Annotated in this window: 14 protein-coding genes; 6 read left to right on the top strand and 8 right to left on the bottom strand. The window is 66.3% G+C overall.

Annotation, left to right across the window (positions count from 1 at the left end):
- Positions 1–8: 8 nt before the first annotated feature.
- Both ACSFA3_RS07025 and ACSFA3_RS07020 read left to right on the top strand, forming a co-directional pair.
- Entirely contained in the window at positions 9–1,391 is a 1,383-nt protein-coding gene (locus tag ACSFA3_RS07025; RefSeq protein WP_435504651.1) for a phosphomannomutase/phosphoglucomutase, read from the top strand.
- 36 nt (positions 1,392–1,427) lie between these two features.
- Positions 1,428–2,957, top strand: coding sequence for a 3-deoxy-D-manno-octulosonic acid transferase (locus ACSFA3_RS07020; protein WP_435504650.1), 1,530 nt, complete (start codon positions 1,428–1,430; stop codon positions 2,955–2,957).
- A 29-nt stretch (positions 2,958–2,986) separates the two neighbouring features.
- Here the strand turns inward: ACSFA3_RS07020 and ACSFA3_RS07015 are convergent, their stop codons facing one another.
- From ACSFA3_RS07015 to ACSFA3_RS07000, 4 genes are read right to left on the bottom strand one after another with little or no spacing between them, the layout of a single operon-like run.
- On the bottom strand, positions 2,987–4,432 hold the full coding sequence (locus ACSFA3_RS07015) for a TolC family outer membrane protein (protein WP_435504649.1): 1,446 nt from the start codon (positions 4,430–4,432) through the stop codon (positions 2,987–2,989).
- Between the two features lie 33 nt (positions 4,433–4,465).
- Positions 4,466–4,810: a rhodanese-like domain-containing protein gene (locus tag ACSFA3_RS07010; protein ID WP_435504648.1), complete on the bottom strand. Its 345-nt coding sequence runs from the start codon at positions 4,808–4,810 to the stop codon at positions 4,466–4,468.
- Between the two features lie 37 nt (positions 4,811–4,847).
- Complete coding sequence (locus ACSFA3_RS07005) at positions 4,848–5,525, bottom strand: protein-L-isoaspartate O-methyltransferase family protein (RefSeq protein ID WP_435504647.1); 678 nt, start codon at positions 5,523–5,525, stop codon at positions 4,848–4,850.
- 41 nt (positions 5,526–5,566) lie between these two features.
- On the bottom strand, positions 5,567–6,223 hold the full coding sequence (locus ACSFA3_RS07000; protein ID WP_435504646.1) for a TetR/AcrR family transcriptional regulator: 657 nt from the start codon (positions 6,221–6,223) through the stop codon (positions 5,567–5,569).
- 98 nt (positions 6,224–6,321) lie between these two features.
- On the opposite strand from ACSFA3_RS07000, the gene msrA reads away from it, so the two are divergent.
- The 4 genes from msrA (at position 6,322) to ACSFA3_RS06980 (ending at position 10,508) form a co-directional block, all read left to right on the top strand.
- On the top strand, positions 6,322–6,915 hold the full coding sequence (gene msrA / locus ACSFA3_RS06995) for a peptide-methionine (S)-S-oxide reductase MsrA (RefSeq protein ID WP_435504645.1): 594 nt from the start codon (positions 6,322–6,324) through the stop codon (positions 6,913–6,915).
- Positions 6,916–6,928: 13 nt separating this feature from the next.
- A complete protein-coding gene (locus ACSFA3_RS06990; protein WP_435504644.1) occupies positions 6,929–7,321 on the top strand; it encodes a hypothetical protein in 393 nt (130 codons plus the stop codon).
- Positions 7,322–7,420: 99 nt separating this feature from the next.
- Positions 7,421–9,526, top strand: a complete 2,106-nt coding sequence (locus tag ACSFA3_RS06985) for a TonB-dependent receptor (RefSeq protein WP_435504643.1) — start codon at positions 7,421–7,423, stop codon at positions 9,524–9,526.
- Between the two features lie 34 nt (positions 9,527–9,560).
- On the top strand, positions 9,561–10,508 hold the full coding sequence (locus ACSFA3_RS06980) for an AEC family transporter (RefSeq protein ID WP_435504642.1): 948 nt from the start codon (positions 9,561–9,563) through the stop codon (positions 10,506–10,508).
- 18 nt (positions 10,509–10,526) lie between these two features.
- Here ACSFA3_RS06980 and ACSFA3_RS06975 read toward each other — a convergent pair whose 3' ends face one another.
- From ACSFA3_RS06975 to amaB, 4 genes are read right to left on the bottom strand one after another with little or no spacing between them, the layout of a single operon-like run.
- Complete coding sequence (locus ACSFA3_RS06975) at positions 10,527–11,501, bottom strand: 2-hydroxyacid dehydrogenase (RefSeq protein ID WP_435504641.1); 975 nt, start codon at positions 11,499–11,501, stop codon at positions 10,527–10,529.
- Positions 11,498–13,183 (bottom strand): thiamine pyrophosphate-binding protein, encoded by a 1,686-nt coding sequence (locus ACSFA3_RS06970; RefSeq protein ID WP_435504640.1) that lies wholly within the window; start codon positions 13,181–13,183, stop codon positions 11,498–11,500. The genes ACSFA3_RS06975 and ACSFA3_RS06970 overlap by 4 nt, the downstream gene beginning before the upstream one ends.
- Before the next feature lie 8 nt (positions 13,184–13,191).
- The gene (locus tag ACSFA3_RS06965; RefSeq protein ID WP_435504639.1) at positions 13,192–14,418 is read right to left on the bottom strand and encodes a pyridoxal phosphate-dependent aminotransferase; all 1,227 of its coding nucleotides are present in this window, start codon (positions 14,416–14,418) and stop codon (positions 13,192–13,194) included.
- Positions 14,415–15,956 carry an L-piperidine-6-carboxylate dehydrogenase gene (gene amaB / locus ACSFA3_RS06960; RefSeq protein ID WP_435504638.1) on the bottom strand — a complete coding sequence of 514 codons (1,542 nt, stop codon included), beginning with the start codon at positions 15,954–15,956 and terminating at the stop codon, positions 14,415–14,417. Before amaB ends, ACSFA3_RS06965 begins: the two co-directional genes overlap by 4 nt.
- Positions 15,957–16,013: the final 57 nt, after the last annotated feature.

Raw genomic sequence — 16,013 nt, 5'->3', positions numbered from 1 at the left:
GCAAAAACATGCAACTCAGCGCATCGATTTTCAAGGCCTACGACATCCGCGGTGTCGTGCCCGCCACGCTTGATCCGGAGATCGCCGAGGCGCTCGGCAAGGCTTTCGGCAGTGCGGCGCGTGCCGCCGGAGAAAAATCCGTCGCGGTCGGTCGCGACGGTCGTCTGTCGGGGCCTTCGCTCGTCGAAGCGCTGATCCGCGGCCTGGTCGCCACCGGCGTCGAAGTGATCGACATCGGCGCGGCCACCACGCCCATGCTGTATTTCGCGGCCAACACCCTCGCCACCAGCGGTATCCAGGTCACCGGCAGCCACAACCCGAAGGACTACAACGGGTTCAAGATGGTGCTGGCCGGTCGCGCGATCTATGGCGACGAGATCCAGAACCTGCGCAAGGTCATGGAAGCCGACAGCGCCGATCTGGCCGACGGCGGCTCGGTGCGCAAGGTCGACGTGCTCGAGGCCTACACGAAGCGAATCGTCGGCGACATCAAGCTGGCGCGTCCGATGAAGATCGTGGTCGATTCGGGCAACGGCATCGCCGGCGCCTCGGCTCCGGACATCCTGCGCGCGATCGGTTGCGAAGTGACCGAACTGTTCAGCGAGGTCGATGGCGATTTCCCGAACCACCATCCGGACCCCAGCAAGCCCGAGAACCTGAAAGACCTGATCGCAGCACTGAAGTCAGGCGACGCCGAACTCGGCCTCGCTTTCGACGGCGACGGCGACCGTCTGGGCATCGTGACCCGCGAAGGCAACAACATCTACCCCGACCGCCAGATGATGCTGTTCGCGCAGGACGTGCTCTCGCGCGTGCCCGGCGGCACCATCATCTACGACGTGAAGTGTTCGCAACGCCTCGGCCCGGCAATCGAAGCCGCTGGCGGCGTGCCGATGATCTACAAGACCGGCCACTCGCTGATCAAGGCGAAGATGAAGGAAATCGACTCTCCGCTCGGCGGCGAGATGAGCGGCCATATCTTCTTCAAGGAACGCTGGTTCGGTTTCGACGACGGCACTTACGCCGGTTGTCGTCTGCTCGAGATCCTGAGCAAGAGCCCGAACGCCAGCACGGTGCTCGATGGCCTGCCGACCAGCTTCTCGACGCCTGAACTCAACGTGAAGTGCGCCGAAGGCGAGCCGCACGGCCTGGTCGATCAGCTGGTCAAGACAGTGAACTTCCCGGCGCCTGCCGTGATTTCAACCATCGATGGCGTGCGCGTCGACTGGCCGGACGGCTTCGGCCTGATCCGTGCCTCGAACACGACGCCGGTGCTGGTGATGCGCTTCGAAGGCCAGACCGAAGCTGCGCTGCATCGCATCGAATCCGACATGCTCGCGCTGCTGAAGACCGTCAAGCCCGACGCGACGCTCGCCGAATCGTCGCACTGATACTGAACCTGAACCGTTCCCGGACCGATACCACGCGTGCCTTCGCTACTGCTTCGCCTCTACGGCGCTTTCACTTATCTCGCCCAGCCGGCCGTGCGGCGCAAGCTGCGCCGCCGTGCGGTGGCAGAGCCCGGCTATGCGGTGGCGGTCGAGGAACGTTTCGGTCATTACGACTTCCCCGACCCGGCCAATCCGGGCAGCCAACTGCCTGTCGGCGTTGGCTGGTGCTGGGTGCATGCGGTCTCGCTGGGCGAATCCCGCGCTGCCGGCATCCTGATCACTGAATTGCGACGACAGCATCCGGGCGTACCGATCCTGCTGACCCATGGCACTGCCACCGGGCGCGAAGAAGGCGCGAAGCTGCTGGAACCCGGCGACATGCAGGTCTGGCATCCTTGGGACGAACCTGGCGCAGTCGCGCGTTTTCTCGATCGCTTCCAGCCGCGTATCGGTGTGCTGATGGAGACCGAGGTCTGGCCGGCGATGGTCGATGCCTGCAAGTCGCGCGGCATTCCGCTGGTGCTGGCCAATGCCCGCCTCAATGAAAAGTCGCTCGCTTCCGCCGAGCGGCTGCGCTGGCTCGCACGGCCGGCCTATTCGGCGCTGACCGCGGTCTGGGCGCAGACCGAGGCGGACTCGCATCGGCTGGTGTCGCTGGGCGCCAAAGTCGGCGGCGTCTACGGCAACCTCAAGTTCGATGCCACGCCCGACGCGCGGCAGCTCAAGACGGCCATGGCGCTGCGCGGCACGCTCCCGCGTCCGCTGGTGGTGTTGGCCAGCTCGCGCGACGGCGAAGAGCGGATGCTGCTCGACGTTCTCAAGCGCTTCGGTGCGACGGGGCCAGTGCCTGCCGCGCAACCGGGCGTCGATTCGATCGCTCGTCAGGTGGCAGGCGTGCAATGGATGATCGTGCCGCGCCATCCGCAGCGTTTCGACGAGGTTGCGGCGCTGATCGAATCGAGCGGTTTTGCCGTCGCGCGGCGCAGCGCCGCAGGTGCGCCAAAGGATTCCGAAATCTGGCTCGGCGATTCGCTCGGCGAGATGGCCCTTTATTACGGACTCGCCGATGCGGCACTGCTGGGTGGCAGCTTCGAAGCGCTGGGTGGACAGAATCTGATCGAGGCGGCGGCCTGCGCCTGCCCGGTCATCCTGGGTCCTTCGACCTTCAATTTCGCCGAGGCGGCAGATCTGTCCCTGGCAGCCGGCGCTGCGGTGCGCGTCCAGACCATGGAGCAGGCGGTCAAGGCTGCGTTGGCACTGGTTGCCGATCCGGCGCGTCGCGACGCAATGGCGCAGGCGGCGCAGACCTTTGCAGCTTCGAACCGCGGCGCGGCGCAGCGCACCGCTGCGGCAGTGCTGGCAATCGCCGAATCGGCAGCGATCGACACGACGCTGACCGAACCCGCTTCGGCATCCGAAGCTGCGGGCCATCCGGCATCGCCCGCGCACCATCAGGCCGCTTCGGCACCTGCTGCTGCAGCGCCGACTCCGGCCGCGCCTGCTGCACCTGCCGCACCTGCCGCACCTGTCCCGGAAAAAGAGCGCGCAGAGCCCTGGCTCGACTGAGACCGGATCGATGATCCGGGCATCCGGCGTCAGCGCGCCGGGATTCCCGGCACCGGCAACGCCGGATCTGTCTGCACCATGGGAGGCGTAACCGATGCGGGCGAGTTCACCACTTCGCCATTGCGTGCCAGCGTCGCGTCGATCGGCTGCAGATCCGGCGGCGCCAACGTTCCGTTGGCCTGCTTCAGCCGCAGGTTCCCGAGCAGCACGTTGTAGCGCGCGACAGCAAGATCGCGTTTGGTCTGGAACAGCTGGCTCTGCGAATTCAGCACGTCGATATTGATGCGCACGCCGACCTGATAGCCGAGCCGATTGGCATCGAGGGCGCTCTGGCTCGATGCTTCGGCGGCTTCCAGCGCCTTGACCTGACCGGCACCCGAAACCAGTCCGAGATACGCCGTGCGCGTGGCCTGTGTCACGCTGCGGCGCGTCGCCTCCAGTTGCGCGCGCGACTGCTGCTCCAGCGACATCGTCTCGATGATGCGGTTCTCGATCGCGAAGCCGGCGAACAACGGCATGTTGAACACCACCCCGACGCTCGGGCCGCTTGCCCGCGTGCCGACGGTCGTGACGCTGGTGCCGTTCGGGTTTCGCGTGACGTTGTAGCCGAGGTTCGCGTCGACGGTCGGCTTCGCGCCGGCCCGGGCTTTCTCGATTTCGAGTCCGGCCACATCGACAGCGAGCTGGGCCTGTCGGATCGACGGATGCGTGACTTCCGCCTGAGCGACCCAGGCGTTGATGTCGGCCGGCGTGGGCGACGGCAGCACGACCGGCGCAGCCAGCGCCAGCGGCGCACTGCCATTGCGTCCGACCAGGAGATCGAGTGCGATGCGCTTGACCTGCAGATCGTTCTCGGCCGAGATTTCCTGCGCGATCACGAGATCGTAGCGCGCCTGCGCCTCACGCGAGTCGGTGATGGTCGATGTGCCGACCTCGAAGTTGCGCTTGGCAAAGGCCAGTTGCTCCGCCACCGCCGACTTCTGCGCGCGGACCAGCGCCAGCGTGTCCTGCGCGGCCAGCACGTCGAAATAGCCCTGGCTCACGCGCACGATCAGATCCTGCTCGGCAGTGGTCAGTACCGTCTGTGCAATCTCGGCCTGGCGCTTTCCTTGCTCCCACGCGGCCCAGTTGGCCGGCCGGTAGAGCGGCTGCGTGGCGTTGATGCCGACGTTCTGCGTCGTGTAGTCGCGCGATGCGGAACTGGACGGCGCACCGGAGATCACGTCGATGTCGAGCGCGCTGCGCGACACGCCTGCGTTCAGCCCGACCTGCGGCAGGATGCCGGCCTTTGCCTGCGCCGCGCGCGCAACGCTGGCGTCATATTGCGCCCTGGCCCCCTGGTAGGTGGCGTCGTAGTCGCGGGCCGCTTCGTAAAGCGTGATCAGGCTCTGGCTATGTGCCGGAAGCGCCGGAAGTGCTGAAAGAAAGAGCGAAAGTGCTGCCGAAGGAGAAAGAAACCGGAGCACGAGGGGCATGAAGCGTCCTAGAAAAAATTCGATGTCCGTCGGTCAATACCGCGGCACGCCGGCATCGCGGCTGGCCGACCAGGCGTCGATCCCGCCGGCCACGTTGGCCACGTCTTCGAAGCCGTTCTGCGCCAGGAAGGCGGCGACCCGCTGGCTGCGCGCGCCGTGATGGCAGAGGCAGGCGATGCGCTGGGCCGGATCGAGTTCGGCAAGACGTGCCGGAATCTCGTTCATCGGAATCGCGAGCACCGTGACGCTGCCGGCTTGCGGGCCGATGCTGGCTGTCTGCAGCTCCCACGGTTCCCTGACGTCGATCAGCACGGGTGCTGCTTCGGGATTCTGCGCGAACCACGCATCGAGATCGGCGGGACGAATTTGTTCGATCATTCGGCAACCTTTCGGAGGTGCCGCGAAGGCACCGGAATCAGAAATTGAACCGCGAGGGTTCCGGAAAATTCAGGAGGCGGGGCGCGACCGTGTCCCAGGGCTGGGAAACGTCCCACTTGCCTTCGCTCACGCGGGTGACGAAATGGGTGCGCATCATGGGTTCGTCGCCGACGATCGCGGCCAGTCGGCCACCGACGTTCAGCGAGCTCAGCAGGCTTTGCGGAATGCGTGCGACAGAGCCGCTCAGCACGATCACGTCGAAGCTCGGGCCGCTGGCCAGCGGCTGCGAACCGTCGGCATGGCGCACATCGACGTTGGCGACACCGTTGCGGCGCAACGCGGCAGTGGCGCGTTCGGCGATCTTCGCGTCGATTTCGAGCGTGAGAACACGCGCGGCGACATGCGCCAGCAGCGCGGCCATGAATCCGGAGCCGGTGCCGATTTCCAGCACCGTTTCGTGCTTCTGCACCTTCAGGTCGTTCAGGATGCGCGCCTCGACCTTGGGCGACAGCATGACCTGGCCCGGCACGCTGCCGTCGCCGAGAGGCAATTCCATGTCGAAGAACGCCATTGGCTTGTGCACGGCCGGCACATAGTCTTCGCGACGGATCGTGTTGAGCAGTTCGAGAACCTGCGGATCGTGGACGTCCCAGGGGCGGATCTGCTGCTCGATCATGTTGAAGCGCAGGCGCTCGTGCGAAGCGGGGGTGTTCATGTGCGTTTTCTTTGGCTTTGTGGGCAGGGCAACCGGTGATTTTAGGGCGCACGCAATCCGCGGATGGCGAGTTCGATCTGCGTCGTCATGTAGCGTTGCGGATCGATTTCGGTCTTTCCGTCGAGGCCGAAGCCATTGGCATGCTGCATCAGCATCAGAAGCATCATCGGCGCGAGCACGACGTAGATGGCGTTGTCGATATCGACCGGCCCGAACTCGCCGCTGTCGATGCCGCGCTGGAAGATGCGCCGCATCAATGCATGGCCGGGTTCCACCACTTCATGGCGGTAGAACGCGGCGAGTTCGGGAAAGTTGTTGCCCTCGCAGAGCATCAGCTTGGTGATGCCGGCAGACCGGGTGCTTCCGACGCGTTCCCACCACACCGAAACGCAGTGCCTGAGCATGTCGGCGGTGCTGCCTTCGAAGGCAGCGAATTCCTCGTTCCACTCGATGAAGCGGCCCGCGAGGTTTTCGGTGATGACTGCTTTGAGCAGGTCTTCCTTGGTCGGAAAGTACAGGTAGAGCGTGCCCTTGGACACGCCGGCGCGTATCGCGACCTCTTCGGAGCGCGTCGCTGCAAAGCCCTTTTCGACGAACAGTTCGAGCGCCGCCTGGATCAGTTCTCCGGGACGCGCTTCCTTGCGCCGCTCGCGCTTGGCGCGCACGGGACAGAGCTGTTTGCTGAAAAAACTGGGCATGCGAAGTTAATGACTGGCGGGTTAGTAATGTAGGGAAGGCCGTCGAGAGCGTCAAGCAGCCACAATAACGGGCTTCGCTTTTTTCTGGAGCTTCATCCATGTCCGCGACCACTGCCAACTCCGTCGACTCTTCGTCATCGTCATCGTCATCGCCGTCTTCGACGGAAACCATCGTCCTGGGTGGCGGCTGCTTCTGGTGCACCGAAGCGGTGTTCGATCGCGTGCAGGGCGTGGTCGACGTCGAATCGGGCTATTCCAATGGCCAGACCGTGAATCCCAGCTACGAACAGGTCTGCACCGGCCGTACCGGCCACAACGAGGTCGTCAAGGTCGCCTTCGACACCTCGCAGATCGGCCTGCGGGAAATCCTTGAGATCTTTTTCGTGATCCATGATCCGACGACCAAGGACCGCCAGGGCAACGACGTCGGCACGCAATACCGCAGCGGCATCTACACCGCCGACGAGGCGCAGCAGAAGGTCGCTGCCGACGTGATCCGCGAGATCGGCGAGAGCAGGACCTACAGCGCGCCGATCGTGACCGAGGTCGTGCCGCTGGCCAATTACTCGACCGCCGAGGCGTACCACCAGGACTACTTCGTGAACCATCCGAACCAGGGCTACTGCGCCTTCGTGGTCGGCCCCAAGGTCGAGAAGTTCCAGAAGACGTTCGCGGCCCGCGTCAAGCACTGACCGAGCCCATCCCATGATCCGGTCGCCGCGCGCAACGCCTTTCATCGTCTTCGCGCTTGCGTTGGCTTTGTGGCTCGCGTCGACGCTCGGTTTCATGCACCGGACGCTGCATCTCCACGCCACGCCGCAGTCGATGGCTGCGGCGCTGCAGACGGCGACATCGGTCGACGCCATCGTGCCGGTTCCCGCCCATTCGCTCGGCGGCCTCGAAGCGCTGTTCGGTTCGCACACCGATGCCGATTGCCGGCTCTACGACCAGCTCGCCGGCGGAGCTGCCGCGCCGTCCGTTCCGTTGCTGGTGCTGCCCATCGCGATGCCGATGGCGCGGTTCCACTATTTCCTGGGCGAAGCCATCGCCCGGTGGGTCGTGCTGTTCGATGCACGCGGCCCGCCTCCGACTCGCTGAATTTCCTGCGTCCGGTTCGCCGCGCAACGCCCGTCTCCTGCAGACGAGCGCTTGTGCGTGTGCGCCGGCTTCCCCACAGATTCACGAGTCGTCATCACCATGTATCCCCGCTTTTCTCCCCGTTTTTCCCGCCGCGCGGTCGCCGCTGCAGCCGTTCTTTCGATGTTTTCCTGGGCGTCGTCCGCCCAGACGAACTCCGGCACCACACCTGGCGCTGCGCCCAGCCTCGGTGAAGTCACCGTCACCGGAAATCCGCTCGGCGCCAGCGAACTGATCGCACCCGTCACCACGCTATCTGGCGATGCGCTGCTGCTGAAGTCGGATTCGACCCTCGGCGAAACGCTGAACAACCTGCCCGGCGTCAGCAGCAGCTACTTCGGTCCGAACGCCAGCCGCCCGATCATTCGCGGCCAGGACGGCGACCGCATCCGCATCCTGCAGAACGGCGGCGCGGCGCCCGACGCTTCGGCGCTGAGCTACGACCATGCCGTGCCGGTCGACGCGCTGGTCACCGAGCGCATCGAAGTGCTGCGCGGCCCATCCGCGCTGCAGTACGGCGGCAGCGCCGTCGGCGGCGTGGTCAACGTGATCGACAACCGCATCCCGACCGAACCGCTCAACGGCTTCGGCGGTCGTGCCGATGTCGGCTACGCGACCGGCAGCAGCGAGAAGAGCGGCGGCGTCGTGCTCGAAGGCGGCAACGACCGCTACGCGCTGCACGTCGATGCGTTCGACCGCAAGTCGGACGACGTGCGCGTGCCGATCGAACTCGCTTGCGAAAAGCCCGGCTCGCCCGGCCTCGCGCGCCGCATCTGCAATTCGCAGAACAGCGCGCACGGCGGTGCGGTCGGCGGCTCGGTGTTCTTCGATCGCGGCTGGATCGGCGCGTCGGTCAGCACGTATCGCAGCAACTACGGCACGGTCGCCGAGGACGACGTCACCATCGGCATGAAGTCCGACCGCTATGCGCTCGAAGGCGAATGGCGTCCGGGCGGCTTCTTCACCAGCGTGCATGCCAAGCTCGGCCACACCGACTACCGCCACACCGAATACGAAGGCACCGAAGCCGGCACGACCTTCAAGAATATGAGCAACGACCTGCGGATCGAGGCGCGGCACCAGAAGATCGGCAACCTCGAAGGCCTGATCGGCTTCAGCAGCGAGAACAACCGCTTCTCGGCCGATGGCGAAGAAGCTTTTGCGCCCCACAGCCGCACGCAGTCGAATGCGATCTTCCTGCACGAAGAGCTGGGCACGTCGTGGGGCAAGCTGAGTTTCGGTGCGCGCACCGAGCGGGTGAAGGTCGAGTCGCTCGGCTATCCGGCCGATGCGTCGATCACGCGTTTCGTGGTCGGCGAGCGCAACTTCAGCCCGAGCAGCGCCGCCTTCGGTGCGCTGGTGAACGTCGCGCCGCAATGGCAGCTGACGTCGAACCTCGCGTACACCGAACGCGCGCCCAAGGACTACGAGTTGTTCGCCAACGGCCCTCACGTGGCGACAGCAGCCTGGGAGGTCGGCAACGCATCGCTGGGACTCGAGAAATCGGTCGGGCTGGACGTCGGCGCTCAGTGGAAATCGGGCGCCAACGTCGCGAAGGTGAACGCGTACGTCACGCGCTTCAGCAACTACATCGGCTTGAACGCGAGCGGCAACCAGCGTGACGGCGAGGGCGCTTTCGTCACCGATCCGACCCAGGCCGGCACGCTGGCCGAATACGTCTACAGCGGCGTCCGCGCGCGCTTCACCGGCATCGAGGCCAACGGCAACCTGCGGCTGCTCGGCACCGACGGTTTCGCGCGCAATGCCGACGGCTCGACGCTCGACCTGCAATGGCGCGGCGACCTGGTGCGCGCCACCAACACCGACACCGGCGAGGCACTGCCGCGCATCTCTCCCGTGCGCGTCGGCGCCACGCTGGCTTACGGCAACGGCCCGTGGACGGCACGCTTCGGCTTCGACAGCTACTCGAAGCAGGACCGCGTGCCAGAGATCGGCGCCCGCGCGACCGACGGCTACACGCTCTGGAACGCAGCGATGGCCTATCGCATGAAGGTGCAGGGTGCGAATCTCACGTGGTACGCGCGGCTGGACAACATCACCAACAAGCTGGCCTACAGCGCGACCTCGATCCTGACCACGACCGTGTTCCCGGCAGCGCCGATGCCCGGTCGTTCGCTGAAAGTCGGCTTGCGCGCCACGTTCTGATGACGATTGCGCCGCTGCGGCTATGCTCGCCGCGGTGCAATCTCCTGTCGTCTCCTCTCTGCTTCCCGTCGTCCTGCTGATCGCCGCCGGCTACCTGGCCGGGCGGCGACGCTGGGTCGGCGCCGGCTCGATCAGGGACCTGTCGAACCTGATCTTCATGCTGCTCGCGCCGGCCCTGCTGTTCCGCGCGATGAGCACGGTGCATGTCGAGCAGTTGAGCTTTCGGCCGGTGATGGCGTATTTCATCGCCGCCTTCGTCATCGTGGCCGGCACCATCGCTTGGCGCGGCTTCAACCGCACCGCCGTCGTGCTGGCGCTGGCAAATACTTTCAGCAATACCGTGATGATCGGCGTCGCGCTGATCGGCCTGGCCTACGGGCCGGAAGGCATGGTGGTGCTGCTCACGCTGATCTCGCTGCACTCGGTGGTGCTGCTGACCACCGCGACCGTATTGCTGGAACTGGCCGTCGCGCGCGAGCACGTGACCAACGGCGGCAAGGCGCGCCGGTCGATGGCGCACACGGTCGCGCTTGCCGTGCGCAATGCGATCCTGCATCCGGTCCCGTTGCCGATCATTGCCGGCCTGCTGTTCGCGCAGACCGGTCTGACCATTCCCGAATTCATCGACCGTCCGCTGCTGCTGCTCGGCCAGGCTTTCAGCCCCGTCGCGCTCGTGATGGTCGGCATCACGCTGGCGCTGACGCCCGTCGGCGTGCACATGCGCGGCGCGATGACGCAGGCGCTCATCAAGAATCTGGTGCATCCCGCGCTGACGCTGCTGTTCGGCTGGATGCTGGGCGTCACCGGCCTGCCGCTCACGGTGATGGTGATTGCGGCTGCGTTGCCGATCGGCGCGAATGTGTTTTTGTTTTCGCAGCGCTACAAGACGGCGGAGGATCTGGTGACTGCGAGTGTGGTGGTGTCGACGTTGTTGGCGCTGGTGACTTTGACTGCGGTGGTGGGGTTGGCGAATCGGTTGTAGCGGTGTAGCGGCGGCCGCTCAGTATCCCCGCACCGCGTCATAAACCCCCATCGGCATTTCGCCCCGTTCGAACGCCGCGATCTGCGCCGCAAAGAACCGTGCCCGCATCCAACGCGAAGCCACCGCCGCGTTATGCGATGTGACGACGATCTTCTCGTGCGTCCAGGCCGGATGCTCCGCCGGCAACGGCTCGGTTTCGAATACGTCGACGAACGCGCCGTTCAGGTGCCCGCTGTCCAGCGCGGCGCGCAGATCGTCGAACTTCATGTGCGACCCGCGCCCGACATGCACCAGCGCCGCGCCGCGCGGCAGCATGGCTAGGCGTTCGGCGCTGAGAATGCCGTCGGTCTCCGGCGTGGCGGGCAGCAGGCAGACGAGGATGTCGCACTGCGCCAGGAAGCCGGGCAGCGTATCGTTACCGGCATGGCACTCGATACCTTCGATCTGCTTCCGGTTGCGCGACCAGCCGATGGTCCTGAAGCCGAGGCCGCGCACCATTTCCGCCGACCTCACCCCCATCGTGCCAAGTCCGAGGATGCCGACGCAGGCGTCGGTGGCGCTGCGTTCGGTCTCGAAACTGTCCCAGCGCCGCTCGGCCTGCTGGCGCACCGAGCGCTTCAGGTCGCGCAGCAGCGCCAGCGACGCCATGCTCACGTATTCGCCCATGCGCTGCGCCGCTTCGGGCGTGACGGCGCGGATCAGCGGGACATGGCGCGGCCAGGTCGGGTCGACGGTGATGTGGTCGGCCCCTGCTGCGGTGCTGAGGATGAGCCGCAGGTTCGGCATCGCGGCGAGCCGGCCGGCGTCGGGTTGCCAGACGAGAGCGTAGGCGACGTCTTCGGGCGACACGTCAGGGTCGTTCCACCAGCGCACGTCGAGGCCGGCGGCTTCGGGCGATTCCGACGCCGCGAAATGCGCGAAGTGCGAGCGCCATTCGTCGATCGCCGCCTCGCCGCCGGACTTCACCAGAAGGATGCGTTTCGCCCCGCTCATTTCGCTTTGGCTAACGCCGCGTCGCGGATCTGCGTCAGCGATGCGCCCGGCGTGATCGCTTCCGGGTCGAGCAGGCAATGCAGGATCGACGGCTTGCCGCTGGCCCGCGCACGCGCCAGCGCAGGACCGAACTCCTCCGTCGTCTCGACACGTTCGCCGTGCCCGCCGAAGACTTCCGCATAGCCGCGGAAGTCCGGGTTCTTCAGCTTCGTCGCGCTAACACGGCCGGGGTAGTTGCGTTCCTGATGCATGCGGATCGTCCCGTACATGGCGTTGTCGAGCAGCACCACGATGATCGGCAGCCCGTACTGAACGGCGGTCGCGAATTCCTGGCCGTGCATCAGAAAATCGCCGTCGCCGGCAAACACGACGACTTCGCGTTCCGGCCATAGCCGCTTGGCCCCGACGCCGGCCGGCAGGCCGTAGCCCATCGATCCGCTGGTCGGCGCGAGCTGGCTGGCGAATGCTCGGAACGGCCAGAAGCGATGCACCCAGGTCGCGAAGTTGCCCGCGCCGTTGCAGAAGATGGTGTCGGCGGGCAGCACCTCGCGCAGATGCGCCATGACCTCGCCCATCTGCAGCGGGCCGGGAATGCGGATCGGCGTCGTGTCGCTCCAGGCCAGGAATTCGGCATGCGCCTCGCGCGCGTCGGCGACCCAGCGCGGCGTGTCCGACGGGCGCATCGCGGTCAGCGCCGCCGTGAAGCCCTGCGGCGAGGCGTGGATCGGCAATGCGGCGCGGTACATCTTGCCGAGTTCGTCGGCATCGACGTGCACGTGCACCAGCTGCTGGCGCGGCGTCGGTATCTCGAAAAGCTCGTAGCTCTGCGACGGCATCTCCGACATCCGCCCGCCGATCAGCAGCACCAGATCGGCATTGCGGATGCGCGCGAGCAGCTTCGGATTCGCGCCGATGCCGAGGTCGCCGCCGTAGCACGGGTGGTCGGCGCTGAACAGCATCTGGCGACGGAACGAGCAATACACCGGCAGCGAGAAACGCTCGGCGAATGCGGCGAACTGCTGCACCGCGGCGTCGGTCCAGCGGCTGCCACCGAGGATCGCGACCGGGCGCTCGGCGCTCTCGATGCGCTGCTGAAGCTCGGCCATCGCGGTGGGCGACGGGCTGGTTTCCGTGACGGCGTAGGGCAGGGCATCGACGATTTTTGCGGCATCGACGATGTCGGTCAGCATGTCTTCCGGCAGCGCGATCACCACCGGGCCGGGCCGGCCGGAGGTGGCGACATGAAACGCGCGCGAGACGAGTTCGGGAATGCGCCGTGCATCGTCGATCTGCACCACCCACTTGGCCATGGTGCCGAACACCGCGCCGTAGTCGAGTTCCTGGAACGCCTCACGGCCCATCATGTCGCGCGCCACCTGGCCGACGAACAGCAGCATCGGCGTCGAATCCTGGTGCGCGATGTGGATGCCGGCCGATGCGTTGGTCGCGCCGGGGCCGCGCGTCACGAAGCAGATGCCGGGCTTGCCGGTGAGCTTGCCCTGCGCCTCTGCCATCATGGCCGCGCCGCCTTCCTGGCGACAGACGGACACTTCGACCGTCGCGTCGTGCAGCGCGTCGAGCACCGCCAGAAAGCTTTCGCCGGGCACGCAGAACAGCTGCTCGACGCCGTGGATCGTCAGTTGGTCGACCAGTATCTGGCCGCCGGTGCGTGTGGTTGTCATGAGATTTTTCAGGTCAGTGCGTTGCAGGCTTTGGCGATTCGCGCGCAGGCTTCTTCGAGCTGCGCCATCGACGTGGCATATGAAATGCGGAAGTACGGCGCCAGTCCGAAGATCGCGCCGGGCACCACGGCCACATCGAAGTCCTGCAGCAAATGGTCGCAGAAGTCGGTATCGGTGCGAAGGGTGGTTCCCCCCGCCGTGCGTCGGCCGAGCACCCCGGCACAGCTTGCGAATGTGTAGAAGGCGCCTTCCGGCATGCGGCACGAAATGCCCGGCATGTCGTTCAACGAAGCGACGACGAAATCGCGCCGCGTCTGGAACGATGCGCAGCGCTCGCGCACGATGTCCTGCGGGCCGGTCAGCGCCTCGATCGCTGCCGCCTGGCTCACCGAGGACGGGCACGACGTGACCTGGCTCTGCACCACCGCCATCGCCGCGATCAGCGCCTTCGAGCCGGCGCCGTAGCCGAGCCGCCAGCCGGTCATCGCATACGACTTCGAGACGCCGTTCACCGTCAGCGTGCGGTCGCGCAACTGCGGCGCGACAGCGGCCAGCGTCGCGAACGCGAGGCCGTCGTAGAGGATGTGTTCGTAGATGTCGTCGGACAGCACCATCACCTGCGGGTGGCGCTCCAGCACTTCGGCCAGCGCCGACAGTTGCGCGGCGCTGTAGGCCGCGCCGGTCGGGTTCGACGGCGAGTTGAGGAACAGCCAGCGCGTAAGCGGCGTGATCGTCGCTTCGAGCTGCTCGGGTTGCAGCCGGAATCCCTGCGCCGCGTCGCACGGAACGACCACCGGAACGCCGCCGCAGATGTCGACCATGTCGGCGTACGACGTCCAGTACGGCGCGGGAAGGATCACCTCGTCGCCGGCGTCGAGCGTCGCCATCAGCGCGTTGAAGATCACCTGCTTGGCACCGGCGCTGACCGTGATTTCGTTCAGCGCGAAATCGAGTCCGTTGTCGCGGCGGAACTTGAGCTGCACCGCTTCCTTCATCGCCACGCTGCCGTCGAGCACTGTGTAGCGCGTCTCGCCGCGTGCCAGCGCACGGACGGCGGCTTCGACGATGTTCGGCGGCGTGTCGAAATCCGGCTCGCCCGCGCCGAGCACGATCACCGGACGACCGGCGCGCTTCAGCGCATTGGCGTTGTCTGTGATGCGCAGGATGCCCGAGACGCCGAGCGACGCGACGCGCTGCGAGGGCCGGAATGCCGGCCTGTCGATGACTGCGCTCATGCTTCGATATCGAAGGTCACGCCTTGGGCAAGCGGCAACGTCGTCGAATAATTGATCGTGTTCGTCGCCCGGCGCATGTAGGCCTTCCAGCTGTCGCTGCCGGCTTCGCGACCGCCGCCGGTTTCCTTCTCGCCGCCGAAAGCGCCACCGATTTCGGCACCGCTCGGGCCGATGTTCACGTTGGCAATGCCGCAGTCGGAACCGGCGCTGGACATGAAGCGCTCGGCTTCGCGCATGTCGAGCGTGAAGATCGACGACGACAGGCCCGCGCCGACCGCGTTGTGCCATTCGATGGCCTGGTCGAAGTCGGTGTAGCGCACGACGTACAGGATCGGCGCGAAGGTTTCGCGCAGCACCGGGCCTTCGTGGGCGGTGAGTTCGACGAGGGCAGGGCGCACATAGAACGCGTCCTTGCCTCCGATGTTTTCCACACGCTCGCCGCCGTGCACGGTCGCGCCGGCAGTGCGGCTTTCGTCGATGGCGCGCTGCATGCCTTCGAAGGCTGCGCGGTCGATCAGCGGGCCGACCAGCGTGCCGGCTTCACGCGGGTCGCCGACGCGCACGCTGCCGTAGACCTTGGCCAGCTTCGGCACGAAGGCGTCGTACACGCTGTCGTGCACGAACAGGCGGCGCAGCGACGTGCAGCGCTGGCCCGCTGTGCCCATCGCCGCGAAAGCGACGCCGCGCAGCGTGAGGTCCAGGTCGGCAGACGGCGCGACGATGGCCGCGTTGTTGCCGCCGAGTTCGAGGATCGCGCGAGCGAATCGCGCGGCCAGCTTGGGCGCGACGGCCCGGCCCATGGCGGTCGAGCCGGTGGCCGACAGCACGGCGACGCGGTGGTCGTCGACCAGCACTTCGCCGATGTCGCGCTCGCCGACGATCAGTTCCAGCAGGCCTTCGGGCGCATCGCTGCCGAAGCGGGCGATGGCGCGCTGGGCGATGGCGTGGACGGCGAGCGCGGTCAGCGGCGTCTTTTCGGACGGCTTCCACACCACCGAATCGCCGCAGACCAGCGCCAGCGCCGCGTTCCACGACCACACGGCCACCGGGAAGTTGAAGGCCGAGATCACGCCGACCACGCCAACCGGATGCCAGGTTTCCATCATCCGGTGCTCGGCGCGCTCGGTGGCAATGGTGAGGCCGTAGAGCTGACGCGACAGGCCGACCGCGAAGTCGCAGATGTCGATCATTTCCTGCACTTCGCCAGCGCCTTCGGACGGCACCTTGCCGACTTCGAGCGTGACGAGGCGGCCGAGATCGGCTTTGGATGTGCGCAGTTCTTCGCCGAGCAGACGCACCAGTTCACCGCGACGCGGGGCTGGGACGTTGCGCCATTGCTGGAACGCGGCGTGCGCTCGGCCGATGGCGGCAGTGGTTTCTGCGGTGGACGTCGTGCCGACAGCGCCGATGGTGTCGCCCGAAATCGGCGAGCCGACGCGCAGCGCGCCGCCGGTGTAGCTGGCCGCAGGGACGCCGAGGCGCTGGAGCAGCTGGTCGACTTCGGTGGCGAGGGAGAAGAGATCGTTGGCTTGAGTCATGTTCCGAATATCCCGCAAGCGCGGCGGGCTGGATATCAAAAATATGGAAGCACTTCA

Origin of the sequence: Variovorax glucosi, assembly GCF_051216695.1 — a bacterium.
Classification (GTDB): Bacteria; Pseudomonadota; Gammaproteobacteria; order Burkholderiales; family Burkholderiaceae_C; genus Variovorax.
Note: the sequence above shows the minus strand (reverse complement) of the source record. Positions and strands in the feature narration are given on the sequence as shown.

Coding starts and splice junctions, on each gene's coding strand:
- ACSFA3_RS07025 (WP_435504651.1), top strand. CDS start 9: ATGCAACTCAGCGCATCGATTTTCAAGGCCTACGACATCCGCGGTGTC.
- ACSFA3_RS07015 (WP_435504649.1), bottom strand. CDS start 4,432: ATGCCCCTCGTGCTCCGGTTTCTTTCTCCTTCGGCAGCACTTTCGCTC.
- ACSFA3_RS07010 (WP_435504648.1), bottom strand. CDS start 4,810: ATGATCGAACAAATTCGTCCCGCCGATCTCGATGCGTGGTTCGCGCAG.
- ACSFA3_RS07005 (WP_435504647.1), bottom strand. CDS start 5,525: ATGAACACCCCCGCTTCGCACGAGCGCCTGCGCTTCAACATGATCGAG.
- ACSFA3_RS07000 (WP_435504646.1), bottom strand. CDS start 6,223: ATGCCCAGTTTTTTCAGCAAACAGCTCTGTCCCGTGCGCGCCAAGCGC.
- msrA (WP_435504645.1), top strand. CDS start 6,322: ATGTCCGCGACCACTGCCAACTCCGTCGACTCTTCGTCATCGTCATCG.
- ACSFA3_RS06990 (WP_435504644.1), top strand. CDS start 6,929: ATGATCCGGTCGCCGCGCGCAACGCCTTTCATCGTCTTCGCGCTTGCG.
- ACSFA3_RS06985 (WP_435504643.1), top strand. CDS start 7,421: ATGTATCCCCGCTTTTCTCCCCGTTTTTCCCGCCGCGCGGTCGCCGCT.
- ACSFA3_RS06975 (WP_435504641.1), bottom strand. CDS start 11,501: ATGAGCGGGGCGAAACGCATCCTTCTGGTGAAGTCCGGCGGCGAGGCG.
- ACSFA3_RS06970 (WP_435504640.1), bottom strand. CDS start 13,183: ATGACAACCACACGCACCGGCGGCCAGATACTGGTCGACCAACTGACG.
- ACSFA3_RS06965 (WP_435504639.1), bottom strand. CDS start 14,418: ATGAGCGCAGTCATCGACAGGCCGGCATTCCGGCCCTCGCAGCGCGTC.
- amaB (WP_435504638.1), bottom strand. CDS start 15,956: ATGACTCAAGCCAACGATCTCTTCTCCCTCGCCACCGAAGTCGACCAG.